A 23,899-nucleotide genomic window follows, 5' to 3' on the forward strand; every position below is an offset into this window, starting at 1 on the left:
AATGTGGGAGCGAGCCTGCTCGCGATGGCGGCCTGACAGTCGATGATGCAGTGACTGATAGGCCCTCATCGCGAGCAGGCTCGCTCCCACAAGGTTATTGCAGTGTTATTGGATCAGAGCAACTCAAAACTCTGCTGCTTCACGTCCTGGGAATCCAGGCCGATCTGCACGTTGAACTTGCCCGGTTCCGCCGCGTACTTGAGTTGGGCATTGAAGAACTTCAGGTCGTCCTCGGTGATGGTGAAGTGGATGACTTTCTTCTCGCCGGCCTTGAGCATCACCTTGCGGAAGTTCTTCAGTTCCTTCACCGGGCGAATGATCGAGCCGGTCACATCCTGGATGTACAGCTGCACCACGGTTTCGCCGTCACGCTTGCCGGTGTTTTCCAATGTCACGCTGGCATCGAGCTTGCCGGTCTTGTTCAGCGTGGTCGACGACAGGGCCATGTCCGACAGGCTGAACTCGGTGTAGCTCAAGCCGTAACCGAACGGATAGAGCGGGCCGGTGGTGTCATCGAAATACTGCGAGGTGTAGTTGCCCGGCTTGCCCGGCGTGAATGGCCGGCCGATGCTCAGGTGGTTGTAGTAGGTCGGAATCTGCCCCACCGAGCGTGGGAAGGTGATTGGCAGCTTGCCCGACGGGTTGTAGTCACCGAACAGCACATCAGCGATGGCGTTGCCGCCTTCGGTGCCGCTGAACCAGGTTTCCAGGATCGCATCGGCCTGCTGTTTCTCGTCCAGCAACGCCAGCGGACGGCCATTCATCAGCACCAGCACCAGCGGCTTGCCGGTGGCCTTCAAGGCCTTGATCAGTTCGCGTTGGCTGGCCGGGATGTTCAGGTCGGTGCGGCTCGACGATTCATGGGACATGCCACGGGACTCGCCTACGGCGGCCACCACCACATCGGCATCCTTGGCGGCTTTTACCGCTTCGTCGATCAGCACCTGGGCCGGACGCGGGTCGTCTACCACTTCCGGGGCATCGAAGTTGAGGAAGTTCAGGTAGTCGAGCACCTTCTTGTCGCCGGTGATGTTGGCGCCACGGGCGTAGATCAGCTTCGAGTCAGCGCCCAGGGCGCGGGTCATGCCGTCGAACAGGGTAACCGATTGTGCTGGACGCCCGGCCGCGGCCCAACTGCCCATCATGTCGATAGGAGCCTTGGCCAACGGGCCGACCAGGGCGATCTTCGCCGTCTTCTTCAGGGGCAGGGTCTGGTTGCGGTTTTCCAGCAGGACCAGGCTGCGGCGCGCCACGTCACGGGCGTCGGAGCGGTGCATGCGGCTTTCGGCGTAGGTGTCGGCCGGGTCGTCCTCGGCCTTGCCGATGCGCAGGTACGGATCCTTGAACAGGCCCATGTCATATTTCGCCGCGAGCACTTCGCGCACCGCGTTGTCGATGTCGCTCTGCTCGATTTCACCGGCCTTGAGCAACCCTGGCAGTTCCTTGCCATAGAGCGAGTCGTTCATGCTCATGTCGATGCCGGCCTTGATCGCCAGTTTCGCCGCTTCGCGACCGTCCTTGGCGACGCCGTGCTTGATCAGTTCGAAAATGGCGCCGTGGTCACTGACCGCCAGGCCCTTGAAGCCCCATTCCTTGCGCAGCAGATCGTTCATCAGCCAGGTGTTGGCGGTGGCCGGCACGCCGTTGATGGAGTTCAGCGCGACCATCACCCCACCGGCACCCGCGTCGATGGCGGCGCGGTAGGGTGGCAGGTAGTCCTGGTACATTTTCAGCGGACTCATGTCCACAGTGTTGTAGTCCCGGCCGCCTTCCACCGCGCCGTACAGGGCGAAGTGCTTGACGCTGGCCATGATACTGTCGGCCGCGTTGGCGCCGTTGCCCTGGAACGCCTTGACCATCACCCCGGCGATACGCGACACCAGGTAGGTGTCCTCGCCGAAACCTTCGGAGGTGCGGCCCCAGCGCGGGTCGCGGGAAATGTCGACCATAGGCGCGAAGGTGATGTCCAGGCTGTCAGCGGCCGCTTCCTTGGCCGCGATGCGGCCGGAGTGGTAGATCGCGTCCATATCCCAGCTCGAGGCCAGGGCCAGGGGAATCGGGAAAATCGTGCGGTGGCCGTGGATCACGTCGTAGGCGAAGAACATCGGGATCTTCAACCGGCTGCGCATGGCCGCGTCCTGCATCGGACGGTTTTCATCCCGCGTGATGGAGTTGAACGTGCCCCCGATGTTGCCGGCGGCGATTTCCTTGCGAATCATCTCCCGGGGCATTTCCGGGCCGATGCTGATCAGGCGCAATTGGCCGATCTTCTCTTCGAGGGTCATCTGCTTCATCAGGTTGCTGATGAAGGCGTCCTTGTTCTCCATGGGGGCTGGCAGGTTGTCGGCAAATACGGAGTGACTGGCCAGACTGACAAACAGACCCAGCAAACACAGCTTCTTCATGAATAATTTTCTCGCAAGCCTAAAGGGCGGTGATCAGGACACGCCGGTCAGCCAAAATGTGAGGAGCGGCTATTGTTGTTCAGTTAAATGCAGCACACTTTCGAACCCATTGGGCTGAACTTAGTTTCGCACTGCGCATCTTTTAGCCCATCGACCCGTTTCAATCCAGTGCGGCGGCAGATTATGCCCCAGGCGCCGGTGAGATAGGTGGCCGTGTTTTTCCAATGTCATGCAACGGAGAGCTCCACCCGATGAATCCACGACTGAACCACCTTCGCAGCTTGCCGATGCTGGCCCTGATGCTGCTCACCACGTTGCTGGCCGGTTGCGGCATCAATAACATCCCGACCCTGGACGAACAGGCCAAGGCCGCCTGGGGCCAGGTGCAGAACCAATACCAGCGCCGCGCCGACCTGATTCCCAACCTGGTGGAAACCGTCAAGGGCTACGCCCAGCACGAGCAGGAAACCCTGACCGCGGTGATTGAAGCGCGGGCCAAGGCGACGTCGATCCAGGTCGACGCCAGTACCCTGGACAACCCGGAAAAACTCAAGCAGTTCCAGCAGGCCCAGGACCAGCTGACCGGCGCGTTGAGCCGGCTGATGGTGGTGTCCGAGCGTTACCCGGACCTCAAGGCCAACCAGAACTTCCTGGCGTTGCAATCGCAGCTCGAAGGCACCGAGAACCGCATCGCCGTGGCCCGCCGCGACTTCATCCTGGCTGTGCAGAAGTACAACACCGAGATCCGCACGTTCCCGGGGCGCCTGTGGCACAGCGTGATGTACAGCGACCTGCCGATCCGCGAAACCTTCGAGGCCACCAGCCCCAATGCCGAAAAAGCCCCTGAAGTGAAGTTCTGATGAAGCAGCTTCAAGTTCCAAGTGGCAAGCTTCAAGCCCAGGCAACGCGTACCGCTTGGGGCTTGAGGCTTGCCGCTCGAAGCTTGAAGCTGTTTACGCTGTTGCTCTGGGTGTTTGCCATCACGGCCCAGGCCGAGCTGAAGTTTCCGGCATTGACCGGGCGGGTGGTGGACGCCGCCCAGATGCTCGAACCGTCGGTGCGCGCACAACTGGAAGCGCAGCTAAAGGCCCATGAACAGGCCACCGGCGAACAGGTAGTGGTGGTCACGCTGGCGGACCTGCAAGGCAGCAGCATCGAAGACTTCGGCTATCAATTGGGGCGCCATTGGGGCATCGGGCAGAAGGATAAAAACAACGGCGCGCTGCTGATCGTCGCCCGGGATGACCGTAAACTGCGCATCGAGGTGGGCTACGGCCTGGAGGATCGCCTGACCGACGCGCAGAGTTCGGTGATCATCAACCAGGTGATCACCCCGGCCTTCAAGACCGGCAACTTCAACAAAGGCATCAGCGATGGTGTCGCGGCGATGCTGGTGGTGCTGGGCGGCAGCCCGTTGGACGAGCCGGCGCCGGCATACAGTACGGACGAGCAGCAAGAGCCGAGTGATTTCGTCGAGCGCCATCCCGGGCTGTTCGTCTTCCTGGTGATACTGTTTATTTTGACGATATTGGTCTGCCAGATGCTCGGTATCCTGCCGGCCGGAGGCGGTGGCTCCAGCCGTTCGGGCGGTTCCGGTGGAGGCTTCGGCGGCGGAGGCGGTGGGGGCTTCAGTGGTGGCGGTGGCAGTTTCGGGGGCGGCGGTTCGTCGGGCGGCTGGTGACAATAATAATGAGCAGGCACTTTTAACATGGCATTACTGACTGAACACGAACAACGCAAGGTCGCCGAGGCCATCGCCCGGGTCGAGCGGCATACCGACGCCGAGCTGGTCACGGTGCTGGCCGCCCGCGCCGACGACTACGCCTATATCCCGCTGCTGTGGGCCAGCCTGCTGGCCCTGGTGGTGCCCGGCGTGGTCCATTACCTCTCCGGCTGGCTGACGATGCACAGCCTGTTGCTGGTGCAGTGGGTCAGTTTCATTGTGCTGTGCCTGGTGTTTCGCATCCCCAGGATCACCACGCACCTGATCCCCCGTTCCGTGCGTCACTGGCGGGCCTCCAACCTGGCGCGCCGGCAATTCCTCGAGCAGAACCTGCACCACACCGTGGGCAGCACGGGGATGCTGATCTTTGTCTGCGAGGCTGAGCGGTACGTGGAAATCCTGGTCGATGAAGGTATTTCCAAGCGCCTGGACAACAAATGCTGGGATGCCATCGTCGCAGCGTTCACCCAGCAGGTTCGCCAGGGGCAGACCCTGCAGGGTTTCGTGACCTGCATCGAAGCTTGCGGCGAATTGCTCAAGGAGCACGTGCCGGTGACCCACGAGCGCAATGAACTGCCAAATCGGTTGGTGGTGCTGGGCTGAAAATTCCCTGTCGGCACAAGCCTGTGGGAGCAAAGCCTGTGGGAGCAAAGCTTGCTCGCGATGAACGATAACGCGGTGAGCCTGCACTATCGCGGCGTATTCATCGCGGGCAAGCCTTGCTCCCACAGAGGCTACTGCTCGCCACACGAACTTTTCCGTGCCCTCGCTGCCCATCCCCCCTAAAATACCGCCATTCCCGATTCGCCCCGCCCCGAGGCCGCTTGTCCATGTCTGCCACCGCAACGCCCGTCCGTCCCGCGCCGGATCACCACGCCCAGTTCATCGAGCTGCTGCGCAGCAGCCTTGAACAAAACGCTTTCATCAAACTGGTGCTGGCCAAGTACGTGGGTGACGAAGCGGACCTACAGCGGCTGATCATCAAGCAGCTGACGGTCAAGGACCAGCCGTGCCTGTCCTTTGTCTACCGCTACAAGACCCGCGACATCACCAAGAATTTCCCGCTGGCCGAAGGGGTGGAAACCATTGCTGCGCTGTTGCCGGCATCGTTCAAGAACGCGCATTTGCTGGCGGTCACCGACGAGGCGCAGCTGGAGTACAGCAAAAAGGGCAAGAGCTCGCTGTTCAAGAGCAAGCCCCAGCAACTGCGGGAAGTGCCATCTGCCGAGCACAACCGTGAGAAAAATCGCTTCCTCGACCTGAGCCGGCCCTTTTTGGCCGACCTGGGCGTAACCAACCACAAGCACGAGCTGATTCCGGCGATGTCGCGCAAGTGGAAGCAGATCAACAAGTTCATCGAGGTCTTCAGCCATGCGCTGACGTCTTCGCCGCTGGCCCTGGACAAACCGGTGCGGGTCTCGGATTTCGGTTCGGGCAAAGGCTACCTGACGTTCGCCATCCACGATTACCTGCGCAACACCTTGCAGGCCGAAGGCGTGGTGACCGGTGTCGAGCTGCGCGAAGACATGGTCAAGCTATGCAACGAAGCCGCCGCGCGCCTGGAACACCCGGGCCTGAGCTTCCAGCACGGTGACGTGCGCAGCGTGGCGCCGAGCGCGGTGGATGTGATGATCGCCTTGCACGCCTGCGACATCGCCACCGACTACGCCATCCACATGGGCATTCGCTCGGGCGCCTCGATCATCATGTGCTCGCCGTGCTGCCACAAGCAGATCCGCTTGCAGATCCAGAGCCCGGCCTTGCTCAAGCCGATGCTGCAATACGGCCTGCACCTGGGCCAGCAGGCGGAAATGGTCACCGACAGTTTGCGGGCACTGTTCCTGGAAGCCTGCGGCTACGAGACCAAGGTCTTCGAGTTCATCTCCCTGGACCACACCAACAAGAACAAGATGATCCTGGCCGTCAAACGCGCCGAACCGGTGGACCCCGCCGAGCTGCTGGCCAAGATCCAGGAACTCAAGGCCTTCTACCACATCACCGAGCACTGCCTCGAAACGCTGCTGCGGGCTGATGGTTACCTCGCCTGAAGTAGCTATACCGAACCCTGTGGGAGCAAAGCTTGCTCGCGATAAGGGCGACACGGTTCAATTGCTAGAACCGCGTCATCGTTCATCGCGAGCAAGCTTTGCTCCCACAGGACTCGCTCCCACAAGGGGCAGAGGTGCATCCCGTCAGGTAATGAGCGGTTATCGCTCGCCTGCCAACACTCCGGACTACCTTTAATGCGTTAACCACTCACGCATCCCCAAAGGAGCCCACCCCATGCCCGTCAAGAAAATCCTCATGCTGGTCGGCGATTACGTCGAAGATTATGAAGTCATGGTGCCGTTCCAGGCCCTGCAGATGGTCGGTCACACCGTGCACGCCGTGTGCCCGGACAAAACCGCTGGGCAGACGGTGCGCACGGCGATCCACGATTTCGAAGGCGACCAGACCTACAGTGAAAAACCGGGGCACTTGTTTGCCCTCAACCATGACTTCGCCAACGTCCAGGCCGCCGACTACGACGCGCTGCTGGTGCCGGGTGGGCGAGCACCGGAATACCTGCGCCTGAATGAAACCGTCCTGCAACTGGTGCGCGATTTCGATCTGGCGGGCAAGCCGATTGCGGCGGTGTGCCACGGTGCGCAATTGCTGGCGGCGGCGGGCATTCTCGAAGGGCGTGAATGCAGCGCCTACCCGGCGTGCGCTCCGGAAGTCCGACTGGCGGGCGGGACCTATATCGACATTCCCGTGACCCAGGGCCATGTCCAGGGCAACCTCGCAACGGCACCGGCCTGGCCTGCGCATCCGAACTGGCTGGCGGGTTTCCTGACGCTGCTGGGCACGGCCATCACCTTGTGATAACGCCGCACAGCGGACTGGCAAGGCAAGCGCAGCGGGTCTTTACTCTCGGGGCATGTCTTCATTGCCAGGAGAAAAATCATGTCCGGATGGTACGAAATCAGCAAAAGCAGCAGTGGCCAGTTTCGGTTTGTGCTCAAGGCGGCCAACGCCGAGACAATCTTGACCAGTGAGCTGTACACCACCCGCAGCGGTGTCGATGGTGGCATTGCTTCGGTGCAGAAAAACAGTCCGTTGGCCGAGCGCTATGAACTCAAGAACACCAAGGACGGCCATCCGTACTTCAACCTCAAGGCTGCCAACCATGAAGTGATTGGCAGCAGTGAAGCTTATTCATCGGACGCGGCCCGGGACAAAGGCATTGCCAGCGTCAAGGCCAACGGACCGACGACGGTCATCAAGGACAAGACCGTGGCTGCGCTCTGACAGAACGATAATAAGGAGAACTGTGGCGAGGGGATCCGTGGGAGCAAAGCTTGCTCGCGATGCAGGCACTGCGGTTGTGCAGGCTAACCGAGTCATCGTTCATCGCGAGCAAGCTTTGCTCCCACACATGGATCCCCTCTCCACACGTGTTTTAAACCTCCACCGGCACCGACAACTTCGGATCGCCCAGCGGATGGCTCTTCGCATCGAAAAAGCGCAACTGCACCTCCAGCCCCTGGAACACCTTGGCGTAATGCCGCTTCTGATGCTGGATGAACGCCTGGCTACGAGGATAGATCGAAATCGCCACGGTTTTCGGTGCGGCCAGGCGCAAGGCTTGCACAATGTGGTTGTCCTGCTCGCCCAGGGCATGGCCGAACAGGCACAGGTTGTCGCCGTGTTGCAGCAACTGGTCGTAGCAGAACGACAGGTAATCGCTGCTGCGGATGGTCTTGAGCTTGTCCTGGCTTGGGCCTTCATTGACGAACAACGGTACGTCGTCGAGGGTCTTGATCGTGTTGTTGATGGCGAAACTGCCCAGCAAGGTGCCTTCGGTGGAGGTGAGCTTGCGAGCGGTGCCGTCCTGGTTGCGTACCAGGTGCAGGCCGCCGTGCAGGTACAGCAGGCGCGGTTTGTCCGTGCTTGCCTGGCTCAGGTCGAAACTGTGGTCATCGCCGAAGAACAGGTCGCTGATGCTCTCGGGCGCCTGCTGGATCGCCCAGTAGTTGAGCAGGTCGTAGTTGCTGGTGAACACCGTGCGGTAGCGGCTCAGCTCCTGGTTGAGCGTTGCCAGGGTCGAGGGTTGCACCAGGCGCCACGGGATGTGCACGGCGTGCACGGTGTTGATCAGCGCTTCCTTGATCGCGTAATAGCGATTGCGCGGCGCGGCGGAGCTGACGGCCAGGGCCTTGTTGACCCGACTGGTGGTTTTCAGCGCAGCGAGCACCTGTTCGAAACTGCGTGTCTGCATCGCGTCGAACACGCTCAGCTCCGACGGGCTCAGGGGTTTTTCCTCGACGGTGCGGGCATTTTCGAACAGCGAGTCATAGCCGAAATCATCCCACACTGCGCGGCTGGCCCCATTGCCCACCAACAGGCCGCTGAAAGCGGTGTCGGCGCGCAAGGTCTCCCAGTCTTCGAGCCGGGTGTCGTATTCCTGGAAATCGGTCATCGCAAGGATCATCTCAAAACGTGGCAAAGGCAGGGCGCGACTTTATCACGACCCAGTCTTGAGCCAGATCAAGATGCGTCATGACTACTCGGTCATTCTGTAGGCCCTGCCGATCCGGCCTCAACCAGGAGCGTGACCCCATGAGCAGCACTTTTTTCATTCCCGCCGTGAACATCATGGGGCTGGGCTGCCTCGATGAAGCGATGACCGCTATCCGCAACTACGGCTTTCGCAAAGCCCTGATCGTCACCGACGCGGGGCTGGCCAAGGCCGGCGTCGCCACCAAGGTGGCCGAGTTGTTGGCGATACAGGACATCGACTCGGTGATTTTCGACGGTGCCAAGCCCAATCCGAGCATTGCCAATGTCGAGCTCGGGCTGGGGCTGCTGAAGGAGAGCCAGTGTGATTTCGTCGTGTCGCTGGGCGGTGGTTCGCCCCACGACTGCGCCAAGGGCATCGCCCTGTGCGCCACCAACGGCGGGCAGATTCGCGACTATGAAGGCGTCGACCGTTCGAGCAAGCCGCAGTTGCCGCTGATCGCCATCAACACCACGGCGGGCACCGCCAGCGAAATGACCCGTTTTTGCATCATCACCGACGAGACACGCCACGTGAAAATGGCGATTGTCGATCGCAACGTCACCCCATTGATGTCGGTGAACGACCCGGCGCTGATGGTGGCGATGCCCAAGGGCCTGACGGCCGCCACCGGCATGGATGCACTGACCCACGCGATCGAGGCTTATGTCTCCACCGCCGCCAACCCCATCACCGATGCCTGCGCCCTGAAGGCCATCACCCTGATCAGCAACAACCTGCGCCTGGCCGTGCGTGACGGCAATGACCTGACCGCGCGGGAGAACATGGCCTACGCGCAGTTTCTCGCGGGGATGGCGTTCAACAATGCATCGTTGGGTTTCGTACACGCGATGGCGCATCAGCTGGGTGGCTTCTACGACCTGCCTCATGGTGTGTGCAACGCGGTGCTGTTGCCTCATGTGCAGAGCTTCAACGCTTCGGTGTGCGCCGTTCGCCTGACCGACGTGGCCCATGCCATGGGCGCTGATACGCGCGGCTTCAGCCCGGAAGAGGGGGCTCGCGACGCCATTGCGGCGATCCGTAAACTGGCCCTTGATGTGGACATTCCGGCCGGTTTGCGTGATTTGGGCGTACGCCTCAATGACGTACCGGTGCTGGCCGCCAACGCCTTGAAAGACGCCTGCGGCCTGACCAATCCAAGGGCGGCGGACCAGCGGCAGATCGAAGAGATTTTCCGCAGCGCGTTCTAAGCGACCCGGGGCGGCGCGAACCTCACACAGAGCATCGCCGCCGCCCCCAACAGCGCGCACAACGCCGCCAGCGGCCAGGCCTGTTGGCTCAACAACAGGCTGGCCATGGCACCGATCACCGAGGCCATCAGTTGGTGCAGGAACCCGCTCAACGCCATGGCATAAGCGCCGGCCACCGGTGAGCCTTCGTTGGCCAGGGACAGGCTGATGGGGTAGATCAACGACTGGCCAAACACCGCGAAGCAATACGGCAGCCAGAAGAGCAGCGCGATGCTGCTCAGGGTGAGGCTGCCTGCCAGCATGGTCATGCTCCCGCCCAGCACCAGGGCGATGCCCCAGCCCATCATTCGTCGTTGGCCGGTACGCAGTACAAAAGCGTTCACCACCAGCGCCCCAAGCAAGTACGCGGCACTGACCGGCCAGCCCAGCAGGCCGTATTCAATGGGCGACCAGTGGAAGCTCTCCTGCAGGATCAGCGGCGCGGCGGTGTTGAAGGCGACGATGACACCGTAACCCAGCCCACCCGCCAAGGCCGGCAGCAGGAACGCGCGTCGACGCAGGATCTGCCCGTAGATGCTCCACGCCGATTGCCCGTTGCCGGCTTGCACCAGCACCGGGAACCCGGCCCGGGACACCGCCGCTGCCATCGCCAGGCTGACGGCGCCCAAGCCCTGGAAAATCGCCTCCCAGCCGAAAGCGGCCTGGATCAGCGAGCCCAGGTACTGGCCGATACCGAGGGCAATCACAAAGGCGATCGATATCCAGGACAGCGCCTTGGCCAACAGATCGCCGCTGAAACTGTCCCGAATCAAGACCCGCGCCATCACCGAGATACCGCTGGCGCCGATGCCCTGGATCAACCTGAGCGTCAGGAACGCCTCCACGGTTGTGCCCAGCGGCAGGGCCAGGTTGGCCAAACCGTACAACCCCAAGGCCGCCAGCAAGACCGGCTTGCGCCCCAGCCGCTGGCTCAGGCTGCCCCACAGCAACATCGGCAGCGCCATGCCGATCAGGTACACCGACAAGCCCCAGGAAACCCGGGACGCATCGGCGCCCAGGTCCCGGGCGATATCGGGCAGGGCCGGCAAGTAGATGCTCATGCCCAGTTGGGCCAGGAAAACGGTGGTGCAGGTGACGATCAGGGTTGTGCGGTTCTTCATCGAACGTCCTGTCTCAAGGGCGAATGTCACGCCCGTGGGTCAGTAGCAGTTCGGTGATCTTTTCGCAAAACGAGCGAATCACGTTCGGCTCCATGTCGGCGCGCAGGGTAATGCGAATGGCGGCCTTGCCTTGCGGCACCACGGGGAAAAAGACCGCTGAAGTGAAATACCCCAGTTCGGCCAGTTCGACGGCCAGGCTGTTGGCCAGGGCCGCTTCACCGCAGGGCACCATGCGGATCGCCATGGGGTTGCCGTGCTGTTCAGTGCGCACGAGGCTGTCGAAGAAGCGGATATTAGCTTGCAAACGCTCCTGCAGGGCGCTGAATTCTCGACTGCGGTGCAGGCGGATCGACGCCATGCCGGCGCCGATGGCCGCTGCGTTCAGGCTCTGGGACCAATTGCTCGGCCCACCGTAACGCTGCACCAGCGCCTTGTGCCGTTCGCTGCCAAACATGACCAGCCCGCCACTGGCGCCGAATGACTTGGCCAGCGAAGCTACGATCAGGGTGCGTTCATCCACGGCAGGGACGCGCGAACGGACCAGGCCTGCGCCGGACTCCCCGACCGCAGACAGCGCGTGGGAGTCGTCCAGATAGAGAAACAGGCCATAGCGTTGCTTGAGGTACATCAGGCTGTCCAGGTCCGCCAATCCGCCCATGCTGTACGCGCTGTCGGCCACGTATGCCACGCAGCGCTGGCGTTTGCACAGGTCTTCGATGAAATCCATGTCGTTGTGCGGGCAGGTGACGACCTGGGTTTCATCGGCGCAGGCGGCCTTGCTGTGGTTCATCGAGTAATGGGCGTGTTTGTCGAACACCATGACCGGCGAACACTGGTTGGTGAACGCGCCGCTGGCCAGCAGCGGCAGGATACCGGCGCTTGCCGCGCTGCACGACAGGGCACTGAGGCAACTGGCACCGAACAGCTCCGACAATTGGGTTTCGTACTGGTCCAGGATCGCCAGCTTGCAGCGGTTCCTTGAGTTGGCGACCCGCAGGGTTCCGGTTTCCCACAGGGCAGTCATGGCGCCGTCCAGCAACGCGGGGTGATAGTCCAGGCCCAGGTAGGACGTGGTACAGAAGTGATGGAAGGTGCGACCGTATTGGTCGACCAGCATATTGGGTGTCTTGACCTCGACATTCAGCCCTGAGATTTTTCCGGCTTCGGTGCCCTGCCAGTTCTGGTCTGCGAGGGAAATCACCTTGCGGTAGTGTGTGAAGTGATGGGGCGCTTGAGCAGTCTGGTTCATGGTGCGATTACATTCCTTGATGAGTGGTGCTGTCCGTGGGGTGTTTCGATAGCGGTGTGTTTCCAGACTTTACAGATTGTTGTGCAGGGCTTTGAATCGGCTGTTTCCGGCGTGTTTGAGTGTCACTGGAGAGTTCTGTGTAGGACTTTGCCTAGGGCCTTGGACGGGGAATCCGTCGGCGATGTCGGAGCTTGGAAGTACCCTGGGTTCGCCCCAAGCCCGCTGGGTTATCACTCTTTTCTGAAGGTTGCTTGCTGATGCTCTCAGGCCTCAATCATCTGACCCTTGCCGTCACCGACCTGGATCGCAGTGTGGTTTTTTATGGCGAGCTATTGCAGCTGCGGCTCGAAGCCAAGTGGGACCGCGGGGCCTATTTGTCGCTGCCGGGTTTGTGGTTGTGCCTGGCTTTCGACCCGTTGCGCAGGCTCGATCCGGTGGCGGACTACACCCATTACGCTTTCAGCATCGCTGCCGAGGATTTTCCGGTGTTGGTGGCGCGGCTGAACGCGGCCCAGGTGTCATCGTGGCGCGACAATCGCAGCGAGGGTGATTCGTTCTACTTTCTCGACCCGGACGGGCACAAGCTCGAAGTCCACGTGGGCGACCTGGAGTCGCGGTTGAAGGCCTGCCGTCAGGCACCGTATGCCGGTATGGCGTTTTTTACGGAGTGACGGGGGTTGCGTTGAAGCGAGTGGCTGCACCTACCAGGCGTTGGGCGGCAATCGTCGCGTATGGAACAGTCGCAGGATTTGCACGCGCCCGTGGCGAACGCGATAGGGAATCAGGTACGGACGGTCGGGGACAACCCATTCACGGGTGCCAGCCAGGCGGCCTTCACGACCGGACGCCGGGAATTGGGCAAGTTGCTCGACGCTCATGAGGATTGCCTTGACGAAGTGCGCTGCTGCTTTTGGATTGTCCAGCGCAATGTAAGCGGCTTCGTCGTCCAGATTCTTGAGGGCAGTACGCAGCCACTCAACCTGCATTGTTCATCCATTTTTCGGCAATCGCGTTGACATCCTCGGGACTAGCGAAGTCACCTGCATCTGCCTCATGCAAGGCTTCTTGGATTTCCTTGATCTGCCAGGCTTCACGGGCCAGGTATTCGCGTAGCGCATCGACGGCCAGGAATGATTTGCTGCGCCCGGTAGCCTTGGCCAATATCGCCAGGGTTTCGGCGACTTCATCGGGCAAGCGCAATGACATGACGGACATGATGATCTCGATGTAGTGGTTTGTAATACAACATACTACATCGTCCTTGAAGTGTTGCCAGTCCCGTCGGTCTCCATCGTTTGTGTGAATGTTCGCCCTGATATCGAGGCTCATCCTCTACAGTCTGATCCCCTGCGCTATCCTCATCGGTATTGATGGGGCGCGTCGGTCTCGCTCGTTGTATCGGCGTCACGAACTGACGATCACCCGCTTCGCTCACCGTTGCATTATCCGGATGACCTCCAGCCCCATGGACACTCGAAGTTCCGCGCCGCTGGCCAGCTACATCGACCTTTTGCTGGACGCCGTGTGTGCCGTCGACGGCCAAGGGCGTTTCGTGTTTGTCAGTGCTGCCTGCGAACAGATTTTTGGCTACACCCCGCAGGAACTGATCGGCCAGCCGATGATCGACCTGGTGCACCCTGCCGATCGCCAGCGGACCCTCGAGGCGGCTCGGGAGATCATGGACGGCGAGCCCAAGCTCAATTTCGAGAACCGTTACCTGCGCAAGGACGGTCGGGTGGTGCACATCCTGTGGTCGGCGCGCTGGTCGCCGGCGGACCAACTGCGCATTGCCGTGGCCCGGGACATCACCGAACGCAAGCAGGCCGAGTCCCGGCAGGCGGCGTTGTATGCGATTTCCGAGGCGGCCCATGCCGCGGCGGACCTGCTGGCGCTGTTCAAGCGCATCCACCTGATTATTGGCGAGTGGCTGCCGGCGCTGAATTTCTCGGTGGCGCTGTATGACGAACAATGCTCGCAACTTAACTTCCCCTATCACGTCGACGACCGTGAGGGGCAGCCCGAATTGCCGGGCACGGTCACCGGGCGTTTGTGCGCCGAAGTGATGCGCAGCGGCCAGCCAATCCTGCTAACGCCCGGTTGCAACGATTTGCCGCCGGGGTTCGACGACCTTGTGGCGCGGCCGGATGCGCCGTGTTGGCTGGGCGTGCCGCTGAACTCGCAGAGCGGCACGATTGGCGCGCTGATCGTCAAGAGCGCGCCGCACAACGTGCGCTACACCGAGCAGGACAAGGAGTTGCTGCAATACGTATGCGCGCAACTCACCATCGCCATCGAGCGCAAGCAATTGCACGCCCGGTTGCAGCACATGGCTCAGTACGATCAATTGACCCAGGTGCCCAACCGCGAATTACTCCGGGAGCGGTTCAAGTGCGCCTTGGCAACCGCTCGTGCTGCGTCCGGGCGCATGGCCTTGCTGTACATCGACCTGGACCGTTTCAAGCAGGTCAACGACACCTATGGCCACGGGGTGGGCGACATGCTGCTGCAAGCGGTGGCCAATCGTCTCAAGGGCTGTATCCGCGACACCGACACCGTGGCACGTATTGGCGGGGACGAGTTCGTGGTCTTGCTGCACAGCATCCAGGCTTTGGGGGATGCCCACAGTGTGCGGGAGAAAATTCGCCATGCGCTGGCCCAGCCACTGCGTCTGGACGGGCACTGCCTGAGCATCGAACCGAGCATCGGCATGGCCTGTTTCCCCGACCATGGCACCGAAGATGTCGCCCTGTTCCGCCACGCCGACGAGGCGATGTATGCGGCCAAGCGCCAGAATCACAGGGCGTTCGGCATCTGATAGCGCGCCACCGTTCGTCGTGGCACAAGCACCTTTCTCAAACCTTCAGCCCATATCCAATTCGAATACAAGAAGGGCTCTGCGTGCCCTGCATTCACGAATGGGGAGGGCTGGATCATGCCCGGTTCAAGCGGTATTTATCCGGCAAACATTGCTCACGATCGAACGAAGGTGTCCGAAGCGGGTCGCAGAAGTGGGAGAACCAGCATCACGACCGTGGATAGAAACCGTCGAAAGCCGGGTCGCACGTTTCGCTGTATTCATGGCTGGTTCTGATTCAACGGTGGATAAACCACCAGAACTTTCATCAGAGGAGGGCGCGACCATGAGCCGTATGGCCAGCTTTTTTCGCACCATCAGTGTTGTCGTGTTGATGGGCCTGGGCGCCAACAGTGCCTGGGCCCAATCGCCTGCCGAATTCATCAACGATGCTTCCGCCAAAGGCATGGCCGACATCGAGACAAGTCGCATGGCCCACGGGAAAGCCGAATCCAGGGAGGTCAAGGACTACACCATCATGGTCATCAACGACCGCACCACGGCCAATCAACACCTGGCGAAGATCGCCAAGAAGCTCGACTTGCCTGTCGCCCCCCGGGAGGAGGTGGCGGACAAGGCCAAGGCCCTGATGCCGCAGGTCAAGGAAGGTGAGTCGTTCGAGGCTGCGTATGCCGCCACCCAGGTCAAAGCCACCGAGGAGGCCATCGCGCAGATCCAGCAGGAGGCCCAGACCACCGAAGTGCCGGAGATCAAGGCCTTCGCCGATGAAACCCTGCCTAAACTGCAGACCCATCTCGAAATGGCCAGGGCGCTGCAAGCCAGCCGCTGATCCGCTGCGTCTTTTGTATTCAGGGCCGGGACGTTCGCGTCCCGGCTGATTTTTGCCCACCAAAAGGAGAACCTTCCAGCGCGTCTGCGTCAGCACTGGTTCAGGTCTACTTTGTTCTTTTCTTCCAGCCCTTCAAGACTCTTGGCTTCGCCCTGGCCCATGGCCTGGTAATGCTTTCTCAGCGCCTCCAGTTGCTTGAGGTCCAGCGATTCAAGGCCGAGCATTGCATTCTGTGCCTCCTTGGTCGCTCGCAATAACTCATCGACCTTGAGGTGCAAGATGTCGGTATCGCGGTTTTGCGTGTTTTGAATCAGGAACACCATCAGGAAGGTAATGATCGTCGTTGATGTATTGATGATCAGTTGCCATGTGTCATTGAAGTCGAAAAGAGGTCCGCTGAGGGCCCAGAGCGCCAACAACACGATGGCCCCCAGAAACGTCTTGGGGCTCCCCGCCCAAAGGGCCAGTTTTTGAGCGATTTTTGCGAAGGTCATTGCTGTGTTCCTTATGGATGCACCTGTCTGGTGTGACAGCAATGAAACGGCGAAAATTCTGCTTACATCTTCAGGCGCCGCTGTTCGGCAAGTTTTTCGTGCAGCCTGAAAATCATCGCAACCAATTGCCGTGTTGGCGGGTCACTCCTTAAAGCCCTCAGCTTCGGAGTCCACCATGAACCTTGCACACACTGTTTGCCTTGCCTGCTGTTTGTTTGCCCTGCAAGGCTGCTTCGACAACTCGGGTAACGAAACCAAGGACAACACCGATGGCACCAAGTCCTCGGTGCAGATGAAAGAGTCGGGAACGGAAAACAAATAGTCGTCTAGCTCAACCCTGTGGGAGCGAGCTTGCTCGTGATGGCGTCGGCTCAGCGATATCACGGGTGCCTGACATACCGCTATCGCGAGCAAGCGCGCTCCCACAGTTGGTGGTGGCGTCTCAGCGCCCTTGTTGCAACACCTTCAGCGCTGCCGAAGCCAGGAAGCCGGAACGGCTCTTCTCTTCAGGATGGTGCAACACGTATTCATCAATACGATTGAGCAGATAGCCGGGCAACGTGATGTTGAGTTTCTGCGCCTTGCCCAGGTACTTGGTCACATCGATGTCCACCAGCGCCCAGGTGCAGCCGGCATAGGCCGGATTGGCGGCGTGCAAGGTGACGGTGTTGGCCGACGGAATCGGCGAGCCGTCCTCAGCCAGAATCTCGAAATGTCCCTCGATGGCCTCACGCGCCATCGCCATGGCCTCGTCCAGGTCATCGCCTGCGGAAAAGCATCCGGGAATATCCGGTACTTCAACACCCCAGGCGTGCTTGTCATCGCCCATGGAAATCGCAATCGGGTAAAGCATATTCATCGTCCTCCGGGAACGTCGCGCAACGGGCTGGCTGAAGCAGCGCCTGTTGCAAAATACTGATGGCCGTTTTCTTGAGCAGGTCCTTCTTCGTATGAGGAACCGTGACCAATCCCGGCTTGGTCGGGTGCTTGAAGTGATGGTGGCTGCCCCGAACCCGCACCAGATACCAACCGTCTGCAATGATCTGGCTTATCAAAAATCGGCTATTCACAACACCTCCGTGTGGTGTGCTTGGTGGGTACTATACCTACTGAAAATGAATGATCAACACTATAACCACCGAAGGTGACCTCGGCAGGTATGCGCAGTCATCGCAACGAAGTCTAGAAGCGGCGTCGCACAAGGGCGGCAGAGGGGTAGGGTGGGTTTATTTCGGGATGTGAAGCCGGACGAAAATGCTTGTGTGGCGAGGGAGTCCCCGCCGCGTCTTCGACGCTGCGCTGTCGCGCAGGGAACAGGTCTTGTGGCGAGGGGATAGCGGTCCAACTGAGTCACATTGCAGCTTGTTTAAAAGTACTTTAAAAACATGGGGTTGTAATTTGTTCCATGAGAGCTCCCGCTGGGCGTGAAGCAGCCTCGAGTTTTAGCTGTTGCAGAAAAAAAGCACAAAAAAACCGGCCAGGTTGGACCGGTTTTTTCGATCTTGAGATGCTGCTGCAGATTGGTGTGGAGTCGCTATGTATTACGCAACGTCCGACAGTAGGCTCTCGTAAGGAATTCGCAATCCGTCGTGCAGGCGTTTAATCATCGCCAGACTCAGCTTGCGTTTGCGGTTCAGCACTTCAGATACACGTCCGCTCGAACCAAGGAACGGTTCCAAGTCACGCGGAGTCAAGCCTTGTTGATCCATTCGGAATTTAATTGCCTCAATTGGATCGGAGGGTGGCATCGGGTAGTGCTCGTCCTCGTATTTTTCGATTAACAAGGCAAGGATTTCCAGTTCATCGCCTTCAGCCGAACCGACTTCCGCACCCCAGAGTTGTTCGATGCGAGTAAACGCTGCATTCAAGTCATCCTGGTTGCGAATGGGTTTGATGTTCATCATACGGTCTCCGCGTTGATTTGGTCGTACTGGGCGTGGGTGCCGACGAATCGTACAAAACCAAGCTGTCTCTGATAATCGATTGCCAGAATTACTCGGTATTTGTTACCGCCGATGTTGAATACAACCCTGGCGCTTTTGAGAATACTGGCCGTTCTGAGTTCAGCCTTAATCTCTTGAGGCGTTCGATAGGTCGCTTTCTCCATGTGTCGATACCATTCAACCAATGGCGTCTGGGAATCGGCATAAGCGGGATTGCTTTCCCAAAATTCCCGCAAGGTACCTCTCGCGATAATCCGCACCTATTTTCTCCCGTTTTGGGAGGAGTCTAGTCTGACTGGGCCGGCGTTGCAATTGGGGTACTTTGCGAAACTGCAATCGCTATGACTGCTGCACAAACGTCAGCCGTACCGCAAAACCAATCAGAAGACTGCCAAACAACCACTGCTGCACGCGCTGGGCCGAAGGCGAACGCTGAAGCCAGCGACCGAGTGCGACACCCGCCAATGCATAGGCGCTATCGAACAGCAGGCCGACGCCGACCAGCATCACGCCCAGGGTCGCGAATTGCCCCAGCACCGGCCCGCCTTGTGGATCGATGAATTGCGGCAGCAGCACTGAGCAAAACAGCAAGGCCTTGGGATTGAGCAGATTGGTCAGCAGCCCACGCCGAATCGCCTGGTGCCAACGCCGCTTTCCGGCCTCGACAGCGGCGTTTTCAAAACTCGGCAATAAGGTGGTCCGCAGGCATTGAAAACCGACCCATAACAAGTAGGCAGCCCCGGCCAGGCGCACCACATCGAATGTCCATGGTGCTGTCTTGAACAAGGCCGAAAGCCCCAACGCCGCCAATGCAACATGACACCCCCGAGCAATCCCCAGGCCCACCGCCGTCGCCAGTGCCGCGCTCCTGCCCTGACGGGCACCGGTTTGCAGCAGCAGAATCATGTCCGGCCCGGGCAACAGATACGCCACCGTCAACGCCATCAAAAATAACCCGAGCTCTGCCATGCCACACCCCTTCATCAACGATTAGCAAGTGCCCAGTCTATGGCTGATAGGCGGGGCAGGTGGTTGCGAAGTCAGCTTCTAAAGCTTCACGAATTGGCATAACCTGCCACGTATCTGCATCATCCAATCGGAAAATGCCAACTTATGAAACTGGACGCCTTCGACCGTAAAATCCTCGTCGCGCTGCAACGCGACGGCCGCCTGAGCAACGTGCAATTGGCCGAAGAAATCGGCCTGTCCCCCTCACCCTGCTTGCGCCGCGTGCGGATGCTTGAAGAAGCCGGTGTCATTCGCGGTTATCAAGCCGTCCTGGACCGCGACGAAGTGGGCCTCGGGCTGACGATCTTCGTCGGCGTCAAGGTCGAACGGCACAACGACGAGCGAGCCGAAGCATTTCGCCAGGCAGTGACGGCATTGCCCGAAGTGATCTCGGCGTTCCTGGTATCGGGCGAGTCGGATTTTCTACTGCAAGTCGTGGTGCCGGACCTGCGAGCTTATGACCGTTTTGTCACGGGGCATTTGTTGAAATTGCCCGGGATCAGCGATATCCGGAGTAACTTTGCGATTAATACGGTGAAGACGCCGGGGGCGTTGCCGTTGGGGCATTTGCCGGGGAGCTGAGCAATGGACGACATAGATTAGATACAAAAAGCCCCGCCGCGAAAAACGCCGGGGCTTTTTGTTTTGCCGTTAGGTGGGAATCTTGCGGGCTCCCACTCTCAAACGGACTAAAGCTGAAGCTTGGTTCGGTAAGCGCGGAAATAGGATGGAATTACGTATCGCATAGTTTCACTCCTTGACTTGAGAAACCGCCGCCATCCTTTCCTAGATTCGGGTGGCGGCCGTACGTGGGCTAGGAACCGGGAATCAAGGCACCCGGCACACCCGAGGGTGTCCCACGCAAAGCCGCCATAAAACATCATCGCAAACACAAAAAGCGCCTGCAATTTTATGGGCGCTGTGCGCCTTGAATTCAACGAGTTCCTAGGCCCGGTCGCAGCGACGTCTGGAGAGTAGCCATCGAAGGACAAGGGCAACAAGGCGAAAACTCGCCGAAAAGCAACGTAAGCGCATCCCCTACGCAACTCTCTGATCTTGCCTACAAACGAAGCGGGAGTTACCCGCTATCCACAGTAGGGTAGATAGGAAATAGTGCCCCGCAGAACGGATTGCACGATGAGTGATAAGCGATTGACGTCCGACATATTTTGCCGGCTTCGCGAAAGGTGGAATTGGCGGGGAGGGCTGGTTAAAACCGAAAGGATGACCATGTCCGCATTGACTTTTTTAGTCGGTGCTACTCACACGTCGGCGACGTCAAGCGCACGTGATAAATCTTTTTTTTTGGTATCGCGGTGTAATACCATGAACAATAAGCAGCACAGCACGCTCAGAGCCATATTTTCCAGGCCGACGCTTTCAACGCTGGAGTGGGCTCGTATTGAGTCACTGTTTGGCGCAGCGGGTGCCAAGACCATTGAAGGCAGTGGGTCGCGTGTACGTTTTGAATTGAATGGCGTGGTCGCAACGTTCCACCGGCCCCACCCAGACAAAGAAGCAAAGCCCTACCAGGTACGTGATGCTCGGGCTTTCCTTGAACAAGCAGGAGTTACGCCGTGAACGTTATGAATTATCAAGGTTACGCCGCCCGAATCGACTACAGCGATGAAGACGGTCTGTTTGTCGGCCACATCGCTGGTATTAAGGATGTCGTCGGGTTTCACGGCGAATCTGTCAGCGAGCTTCGAGCCGCGTTTGAAGAGGCGGTTAATGATTATCTGGAGACCTGTGCCAAGCTGGGGCGAGCACCGCAGAAGCCCTATTCTGGCAATCTCAGCCTACGGCTAGCCCCCGCACTCCATGCAACGGTCGCCGTGAAAGCTCAGCTCGCCCACAAGAGTATCAACCAGTGGGTGGCCGATGTTCTTGATCGTGAAGTGCATGCTTGAAGACAGACTGCGACAGGAAGTCAGATTTCATTTGCCTCCGTTAAACACCGTTTGCCGATAGTCCACGGTCCACAACTGATCAAGCCGCGTCATGTTCTCCGAGTCCTCATCTCCCTTCGTATTCCCCTGTCTGGATTGGTCGGCTCGTTGTCCGCCTCGCCATGCCCGCGTCGTGTGTGGATGCTCGAAGAGGCCGAGAGGGAGCGATATCCGGAGCAACTTTGCGATTAATACGGTGAAGACGCCGGGGGCGTTGCCGTTGGGGCATTTGCCAAGTGCTTGAGTGGATACTCACGGGCGGCGCGACACAGGAACACCCCCGTTGACATAGGACGTCAGCAGAACGCTACCCTTTCCTTGGGCATCAGACCTCTTGTGTAGAGTGATGTTGTCGTGCTATCACAGAAAAACGCCCAGCGCCCAGTTAACTTCTCAATAGGGGGAAGGGCCTTGGATGGAACTCTGCATGGATCGGCTGTGCCAACACGCAATGGACCGTAAAAAATCAAACATATCCCGTTCGTTCAGATCGGGTGGTTTTGTCATGCCTGAAATTTAATGAATGACACTTTACTTGCCCATTTTCCAGACGAAATCTCCGCTCAAGCTTTACTGGCCACAGCCGAAAGATACCGCCGAGATTCATGTTTCAGTTTTTTAAACAAACGCCGATTTTACGAGACCTCCTCTACCATCCTTAAAGCAAGGAAGAAAAATGGCAGTTATTAATGGAACAGCTGGCGCAGATGCACTAATTGGCACTGCAGGGGATGATGAGATCAACGCTCTGGGCGGGAATGATGTCATCAAGGGTACTGCTGGCGCAGACAAAATTGATGGCGGTGCTGGTTCAGATACTGTTGACTATTCGGCATCTACTGAAGGTATCAGTATAGATTTGCGCCAGAGCACTGGACTTGTTGGACGGGGTGGCGACGCAGAGGGGGATACGCTCATTGGTATCGAAACCGTCATAGGTTCTGCCTTCAACGACGTGCTCTCCGCTGGCCCGTACACCATAGCCACAGCGGTACGGCTGGAAGGCGGGGCTGGCGACGATATCTACAACATCAACATGGGGCAGACCCCCACCATCGTCGAACAGGCCGGTGGCGGCGACGATGAAGTYCGCGTGTCGGTGCTCAATGCCAGCGGCACGGTCCTGGCGGCCAACGTCGAGCGCCTGACCTACGTCGGCACTGGTGCATTCACCGGTTATGGCAACGACAGCGACAACATCATTACCGGTGGTTCGGGTAACGACACCCTGTTCGGTGGCGCGGGCGCGGATCAGTTCATCGGCGGTGNTCACCGGTTATGGCAACGACAGCGACAACRTCATTACCGGYGGTTCGGGTAACGACACCCTGTTCGGTGGCGCGGGCGCGGATCAGTTCATCGGCGGTGCCGGCCATGACATCGCGGGTTATACCGACAGCAAAGAAGCGGTAACCATCAACCTCAAGACGGGCGTGCATAGCGGAATTGCGGCAGGCGACWCCTACACCGACATCGAGGCGATCAGAGGATCGAATTTCAACGACACATTCGTTGGCGATGGTAGCGGTATCGATTTCGACGGCGGTGCCGGGGTCGACACGGTCGACTACTCGGGCTCGACTGCCGGGGTAAACGTCAATGTCCGTCTCGGGACGGGAACCGCAGGAACGGGCGGAGATGCCGAAGGCACTATTTTAACGGCTGTCGAAACCGTCATAGGCTCTGGATCAGTTCATCGGCGGTGTTGGCCATGACATCGCGGGTTATACCGACAGCAAAGAAGCGGTAACCATCAACCTCAAGACCGGCGTGTACAGCGGAATYGCGGCAGGYGACACCTACACCGACATCGAGGCGATCAGAGGATCGAATTTCAACGACACRTTCGTTGGCGATGGTAGCGGTATCGATTTCGACGGCGGTGCCGGGGTCGACACGGTCGACTACTCGGGCTCGACTGCCGGGGTAAACGTCAATGTCCGTCTCGGGACGGGAACCGCAGGAACGGGCGGAGATGCCGAAGGCACTATTTTAACGGCTGTCGAAACCGTCATAGGCTCTGCCTTCAACGACGTGCTCTCCGCCGGTCCGTACAGCATCGTCACAGGGGTACGGCTGGAAGGGGGCGCCGGCGATGACATCTACAACATCGGCATGGGGTACACCCCCACCATCATCGAACAGGCCGGTGGCGGCGACGATGAAGTTCGCGTGTCGGTGCTCAATGCCAGCGGCACGGTCCTGGCGGCCAACGTCGAGCGCCTGACCTACGTCGGCACTGGTGCATTCATCGGTTACGGCAACGACAGCGACAACGTCATTACCGGCGGTTCGGGTAACGACACCCTGTTCGGTGGCGCGGGCGCGGATCAGTTCATCGGCGGTGCCGGCCATGACATCGCGGGTTATACCGACAGCAARGAAGCGTTGACCATCAACCTCAAGACGGGCGTGCATTCCGGGATCGCGGCAGGTGATACCTATACCGCTATCGAGGCGATCAGAGGATCGACTTTCAACGACACGTTCGTTGGCGATGGTAGCGGTATCGATTTCGACGGCGGTGCCGGGGTCGACACGGTCGACTACTCGGGCTCGACTGCCGGGGTAAA

At 59.4% G+C, this 23,899-nt stretch carries 28 protein-coding genes and 2 pseudogenes; 18 read left to right on the forward strand and 12 right to left on the reverse strand.

The genetic code is table 11. The annotated features are described in order from the left end of the window. Window positions 1–113: 113 nt before the first annotated feature. On the reverse strand, window positions 114–2,405 hold the full coding sequence (gene bglX, locus ASC85_RS13575; protein ID WP_057449701.1) for a beta-glucosidase BglX: 2,292 nt from the start codon (window positions 2,403–2,405) through the stop codon (window positions 114–116). 251 nt (window positions 2,406–2,656) lie between these two features. Between bglX and ASC85_RS13580 the strand changes: the two genes are divergently transcribed. The 6 genes from ASC85_RS13580 (at window position 2,657) to ASC85_RS13605 (ending at window position 7,419) form a co-directional block, all read left to right on the forward strand. Next, window positions 2,657–3,265 carry a LemA family protein gene (locus tag ASC85_RS13580; RefSeq protein WP_003198691.1) on the forward strand — a complete coding sequence of 203 codons (609 nt, stop codon included), beginning with the start codon at window positions 2,657–2,659 and terminating at the stop codon, window positions 3,263–3,265. Then, the gene (locus tag ASC85_RS13585) at window positions 3,265–4,086 is read left to right on the forward strand and encodes a TPM domain-containing protein (protein ID WP_236712352.1); all 822 of its coding nucleotides are present in this window, start codon (window positions 3,265–3,267) and stop codon (window positions 4,084–4,086) included. The genes ASC85_RS13580 and ASC85_RS13585 overlap by 1 nt, the downstream gene beginning before the upstream one ends. Window positions 4,087–4,113: 27 nt before the next feature. Next, window positions 4,114–4,731, forward strand: a complete 618-nt coding sequence (locus ASC85_RS13590; protein WP_057449702.1) for a TPM domain-containing protein — start codon at window positions 4,114–4,116, stop codon at window positions 4,729–4,731. 227 nt (window positions 4,732–4,958) lie between these two features. Continuing rightward, the gene (locus tag ASC85_RS13595) at window positions 4,959–6,176 is read left to right on the forward strand and encodes a class I SAM-dependent methyltransferase (RefSeq protein ID WP_057449703.1); all 1,218 of its coding nucleotides are present in this window, start codon (window positions 4,959–4,961) and stop codon (window positions 6,174–6,176) included. 235 nt (window positions 6,177–6,411) lie between these two features. Beyond that, window positions 6,412–6,993, forward strand: a complete 582-nt coding sequence (locus tag ASC85_RS13600) for a DJ-1/PfpI family protein (RefSeq protein WP_018607000.1) — start codon at window positions 6,412–6,414, stop codon at window positions 6,991–6,993. An 81-nt stretch (window positions 6,994–7,074) separates the two neighbouring features. Then, the gene (locus ASC85_RS13605; protein ID WP_057449704.1) at window positions 7,075–7,419 is read left to right on the forward strand and encodes a YegP family protein; all 345 of its coding nucleotides are present in this window, start codon (window positions 7,075–7,077) and stop codon (window positions 7,417–7,419) included. Between the two features lie 151 nt (window positions 7,420–7,570). Here ASC85_RS13605 and ASC85_RS13610 read toward each other — a convergent pair whose 3' ends face one another. After that, window positions 7,571–8,590 carry a DUF4917 family protein gene (locus tag ASC85_RS13610; protein WP_057449705.1) on the reverse strand — a complete coding sequence of 340 codons (1,020 nt, stop codon included), beginning with the start codon at window positions 8,588–8,590 and terminating at the stop codon, window positions 7,571–7,573. A gap of 140 nt (window positions 8,591–8,730) precedes the next feature. On the opposite strand from ASC85_RS13610, the gene yiaY reads away from it, so the two are divergent. Continuing rightward, the gene (gene yiaY, locus ASC85_RS13615; protein ID WP_014336993.1) at window positions 8,731–9,879 is read left to right on the forward strand and encodes an L-threonine dehydrogenase; all 1,149 of its coding nucleotides are present in this window, start codon (window positions 8,731–8,733) and stop codon (window positions 9,877–9,879) included. Here the strand turns inward: yiaY and ASC85_RS13620 are convergent. Both ASC85_RS13620 and ASC85_RS13625 read right to left on the reverse strand, forming a co-directional pair. Next, window positions 9,876–11,039, reverse strand: a complete 1,164-nt coding sequence (locus ASC85_RS13620; RefSeq protein ID WP_057449706.1) for an MFS transporter — start codon at window positions 11,037–11,039, stop codon at window positions 9,876–9,878. The two genes, yiaY and ASC85_RS13620, sit on opposite strands and share 4 nt — an antisense overlap. A gap of 13 nt (window positions 11,040–11,052) precedes the next feature. Next, entirely contained in the window at window positions 11,053–12,288 is a 1,236-nt protein-coding gene (locus tag ASC85_RS13625; RefSeq protein WP_057449707.1) for an aminotransferase class I/II-fold pyridoxal phosphate-dependent enzyme, read from the reverse strand. A 257-nt stretch (window positions 12,289–12,545) separates the two neighbouring features. Here ASC85_RS13625 and fos point away from each other — a divergent pair, with 257 nt between their 5' ends. Beyond that, a complete protein-coding gene (gene fos / locus ASC85_RS13630; protein ID WP_057449708.1) occupies window positions 12,546–12,959 on the forward strand; it encodes a fosfomycin resistance glutathione transferase in 414 nt (137 codons plus the stop codon). 30 nt (window positions 12,960–12,989) lie between these two features. Here fos and ASC85_RS13635 read toward each other — a convergent pair whose 3' ends face one another. Together ASC85_RS13635 and ASC85_RS13640 are read right to left on the reverse strand one after the other, a co-directional pair. After that, window positions 12,990–13,274, reverse strand: a complete 285-nt coding sequence (locus tag ASC85_RS13635; RefSeq protein ID WP_057449709.1) for a type II toxin-antitoxin system RelE/ParE family toxin — start codon at window positions 13,272–13,274, stop codon at window positions 12,990–12,992. Beyond that, window positions 13,264–13,503, reverse strand: coding sequence for a CopG family ribbon-helix-helix protein (locus ASC85_RS13640; RefSeq protein ID WP_057449710.1), 240 nt, complete (start codon window positions 13,501–13,503; stop codon window positions 13,264–13,266). Before ASC85_RS13640 ends, ASC85_RS13635 begins: the two co-directional genes overlap by 11 nt. Before the next feature lie 250 nt (window positions 13,504–13,753). Between ASC85_RS13640 and ASC85_RS13645 the strand changes: the two genes are divergently transcribed. Both ASC85_RS13645 and ASC85_RS13650 read left to right on the forward strand, forming a co-directional pair. Further along, entirely contained in the window at window positions 13,754–15,103 is a 1,350-nt protein-coding gene (locus ASC85_RS13645; RefSeq protein WP_057449711.1) for a sensor domain-containing protein, read from the forward strand. Window positions 15,104–15,428: 325 nt separating this feature from the next. Further along, window positions 15,429–15,932 carry a DUF4142 domain-containing protein gene (locus ASC85_RS13650; protein WP_057449712.1) on the forward strand — a complete coding sequence of 168 codons (504 nt, stop codon included), beginning with the start codon at window positions 15,429–15,431 and terminating at the stop codon, window positions 15,930–15,932. 89 nt (window positions 15,933–16,021) lie between these two features. Here the strand turns inward: ASC85_RS13650 and ASC85_RS13655 are convergent, their stop codons facing one another. Beyond that, window positions 16,022–16,426, reverse strand: coding sequence for a low affinity iron permease family protein (locus ASC85_RS13655; RefSeq protein ID WP_057449713.1), 405 nt, complete (start codon window positions 16,424–16,426; stop codon window positions 16,022–16,024). A gap of 175 nt (window positions 16,427–16,601) precedes the next feature. Between ASC85_RS13655 and ASC85_RS32610 the strand changes: the two genes are divergently transcribed. Further along, entirely contained in the window at window positions 16,602–16,748 is a 147-nt protein-coding gene (locus ASC85_RS32610; protein WP_164488482.1) for a hypothetical protein, read from the forward strand. Window positions 16,749–16,868: 120 nt separating this feature from the next. Here ASC85_RS32610 and ASC85_RS13660 read toward each other — a convergent pair whose 3' ends face one another. The 5 genes and pseudogenes from ASC85_RS13660 to ASC85_RS13680 all read right to left on the reverse strand — a co-directional run bounded on the left by ASC85_RS13660 (window position 16,869) and on the right by ASC85_RS13680 (window position 19,338). Beyond that, window positions 16,869–17,279: a type II toxin-antitoxin system HicB family antitoxin gene (locus ASC85_RS13660; protein ID WP_018606974.1), complete on the reverse strand. Its 411-nt coding sequence runs from the start codon at window positions 17,277–17,279 to the stop codon at window positions 16,869–16,871. A gap of 40 nt (window positions 17,280–17,319) precedes the next feature. Next, window positions 17,320–17,496: pseudogene (locus tag ASC85_RS13665) on the reverse strand (type II toxin-antitoxin system HicA family toxin); the annotation flags it as partial. 471 nt (window positions 17,497–17,967) lie between these two features. Then, on the reverse strand, window positions 17,968–18,327 hold the full coding sequence (locus ASC85_RS13670) for a helix-turn-helix domain-containing protein (RefSeq protein ID WP_018606969.1): 360 nt from the start codon (window positions 18,325–18,327) through the stop codon (window positions 17,968–17,970). Further along, window positions 18,327–18,629, reverse strand: a complete 303-nt coding sequence (locus tag ASC85_RS13675) for a type II toxin-antitoxin system HigB family toxin (protein ID WP_024616086.1) — start codon at window positions 18,627–18,629, stop codon at window positions 18,327–18,329. Before ASC85_RS13675 ends, ASC85_RS13670 begins: the two co-directional genes overlap by 1 nt. 79 nt (window positions 18,630–18,708) lie before the next feature. After that, on the reverse strand, window positions 18,709–19,338 hold the full coding sequence (locus ASC85_RS13680) for a LysE family translocator (protein WP_057449715.1): 630 nt from the start codon (window positions 19,336–19,338) through the stop codon (window positions 18,709–18,711). A 144-nt stretch (window positions 19,339–19,482) separates the two neighbouring features. Here ASC85_RS13680 and ASC85_RS13685 point away from each other — a divergent pair, with 144 nt between their 5' ends. The 7 genes and pseudogenes from ASC85_RS13685 to ASC85_RS32780 all read left to right on the forward strand — a co-directional run. Continuing rightward, on the forward strand, window positions 19,483–19,959 hold the full coding sequence (locus ASC85_RS13685) for an Lrp/AsnC family transcriptional regulator (RefSeq protein WP_057449716.1): 477 nt from the start codon (window positions 19,483–19,485) through the stop codon (window positions 19,957–19,959). Between the two features lie 744 nt (window positions 19,960–20,703). Then, a complete protein-coding gene (locus ASC85_RS31180; protein ID WP_074849576.1) occupies window positions 20,704–20,958 on the forward strand; it encodes a type II toxin-antitoxin system HicA family toxin in 255 nt (84 codons plus the stop codon). Continuing rightward, the gene (locus ASC85_RS13690) at window positions 20,955–21,287 is read left to right on the forward strand and encodes a type II toxin-antitoxin system HicB family antitoxin (RefSeq protein WP_057449717.1); all 333 of its coding nucleotides are present in this window, start codon (window positions 20,955–20,957) and stop codon (window positions 21,285–21,287) included. The genes ASC85_RS31180 and ASC85_RS13690 overlap by 4 nt, the downstream gene beginning before the upstream one ends. A gap of 193 nt (window positions 21,288–21,480) precedes the next feature. After that, window positions 21,481–21,570 (forward strand): annotated as a pseudogene (locus tag ASC85_RS32125) (Lrp/AsnC family transcriptional regulator); the annotation flags it as partial. 432 nt (window positions 21,571–22,002) lie between these two features. Next, the coding region (locus ASC85_RS33075; protein WP_442966212.1) for a calcium-binding protein at window positions 22,003–22,594 on the forward strand (592 nt) is incomplete at its 3' end. 33 nt (window positions 22,595–22,627) lie between these two features. Next, a complete protein-coding gene (locus tag ASC85_RS33520; protein WP_330219811.1) occupies window positions 22,628–23,041 on the forward strand; it encodes a hypothetical protein in 414 nt (137 codons plus the stop codon). A 55-nt stretch (window positions 23,042–23,096) separates the two neighbouring features. After that, the coding region (locus ASC85_RS32780) for a calcium-binding protein (protein ID WP_442966213.1) at window positions 23,097–23,899 on the forward strand (803 nt) is incomplete at its 3' end.

This window comes from Pseudomonas sp. Root401 (assembly GCF_001425105.1).
In the GTDB taxonomy this organism is placed as follows: domain Bacteria; phylum Pseudomonadota; class Gammaproteobacteria; order Pseudomonadales; family Pseudomonadaceae; genus Aquipseudomonas; species Aquipseudomonas brassicacearum.

Coding starts and splice junctions, on each gene's coding strand:
- ASC85_RS13590 (WP_057449702.1), top strand. CDS start 4,114: ATGGCATTACTGACTGAACACGAACAACGCAAGGTCGCCGAGGCCATC.
- yiaY (WP_014336993.1), top strand. CDS start 8,731: ATGAGCAGCACTTTTTTCATTCCCGCCGTGAACATCATGGGGCTGGGC.
- ASC85_RS13680 (WP_057449715.1), bottom strand. CDS start 19,338: ATGGCAGAGCTCGGGTTATTTTTGATGGCGTTGACGGTGGCGTATCTG.
- ASC85_RS13595 (WP_057449703.1), top strand. CDS start 4,959: ATGTCTGCCACCGCAACGCCCGTCCGTCCCGCGCCGGATCACCACGCC.
- ASC85_RS13620 (WP_057449706.1), bottom strand. CDS start 11,039: ATGAAGAACCGCACAACCCTGATCGTCACCTGCACCACCGTTTTCCTG.
- ASC85_RS13610 (WP_057449705.1), bottom strand. CDS start 8,590: ATGACCGATTTCCAGGAATACGACACCCGGCTCGAAGACTGGGAGACC.
- ASC85_RS13635 (WP_057449709.1), bottom strand. CDS start 13,274: ATGCAGGTTGAGTGGCTGCGTACTGCCCTCAAGAATCTGGACGACGAA.
- ASC85_RS13580 (WP_003198691.1), top strand. CDS start 2,657: ATGAATCCACGACTGAACCACCTTCGCAGCTTGCCGATGCTGGCCCTG.
- ASC85_RS13645 (WP_057449711.1), top strand. CDS start 13,754: ATGGACACTCGAAGTTCCGCGCCGCTGGCCAGCTACATCGACCTTTTG.
- ASC85_RS13600 (WP_018607000.1), top strand. CDS start 6,412: ATGCCCGTCAAGAAAATCCTCATGCTGGTCGGCGATTACGTCGAAGAT.
- ASC85_RS13660 (WP_018606974.1), bottom strand. CDS start 17,279: ATGCTTTACCCGATTGCGATTTCCATGGGCGATGACAAGCACGCCTGG.
- ASC85_RS13655 (WP_057449713.1), bottom strand. CDS start 16,426: ATGACCTTCGCAAAAATCGCTCAAAAACTGGCCCTTTGGGCGGGGAGC.
- ASC85_RS13625 (WP_057449707.1), bottom strand. CDS start 12,288: ATGAACCAGACTGCTCAAGCGCCCCATCACTTCACACACTACCGCAAG.
- fos (WP_057449708.1), top strand. CDS start 12,546: ATGCTCTCAGGCCTCAATCATCTGACCCTTGCCGTCACCGACCTGGAT.
- ASC85_RS13685 (WP_057449716.1), top strand. CDS start 19,483: ATGAAACTGGACGCCTTCGACCGTAAAATCCTCGTCGCGCTGCAACGC.
- ASC85_RS13585 (WP_236712352.1), top strand. CDS start 3,265: ATGAAGCAGCTTCAAGTTCCAAGTGGCAAGCTTCAAGCCCAGGCAACG.
- bglX (WP_057449701.1), bottom strand. CDS start 2,405: ATGAAGAAGCTGTGTTTGCTGGGTCTGTTTGTCAGTCTGGCCAGTCAC.
- ASC85_RS13670 (WP_018606969.1), bottom strand. CDS start 18,327: ATGAACATCAAACCCATTCGCAACCAGGATGACTTGAATGCAGCGTTT.
- ASC85_RS13640 (WP_057449710.1), bottom strand. CDS start 13,503: ATGTCCGTCATGTCATTGCGCTTGCCCGATGAAGTCGCCGAAACCCTG.
- ASC85_RS13650 (WP_057449712.1), top strand. CDS start 15,429: ATGAGCCGTATGGCCAGCTTTTTTCGCACCATCAGTGTTGTCGTGTTG.
- ASC85_RS32610 (WP_164488482.1), top strand. CDS start 16,602: ATGAACCTTGCACACACTGTTTGCCTTGCCTGCTGTTTGTTTGCCCTG.
- ASC85_RS13605 (WP_057449704.1), top strand. CDS start 7,075: ATGTCCGGATGGTACGAAATCAGCAAAAGCAGCAGTGGCCAGTTTCGG.
- ASC85_RS31180 (WP_074849576.1), top strand. CDS start 20,704: ATGAACAATAAGCAGCACAGCACGCTCAGAGCCATATTTTCCAGGCCG.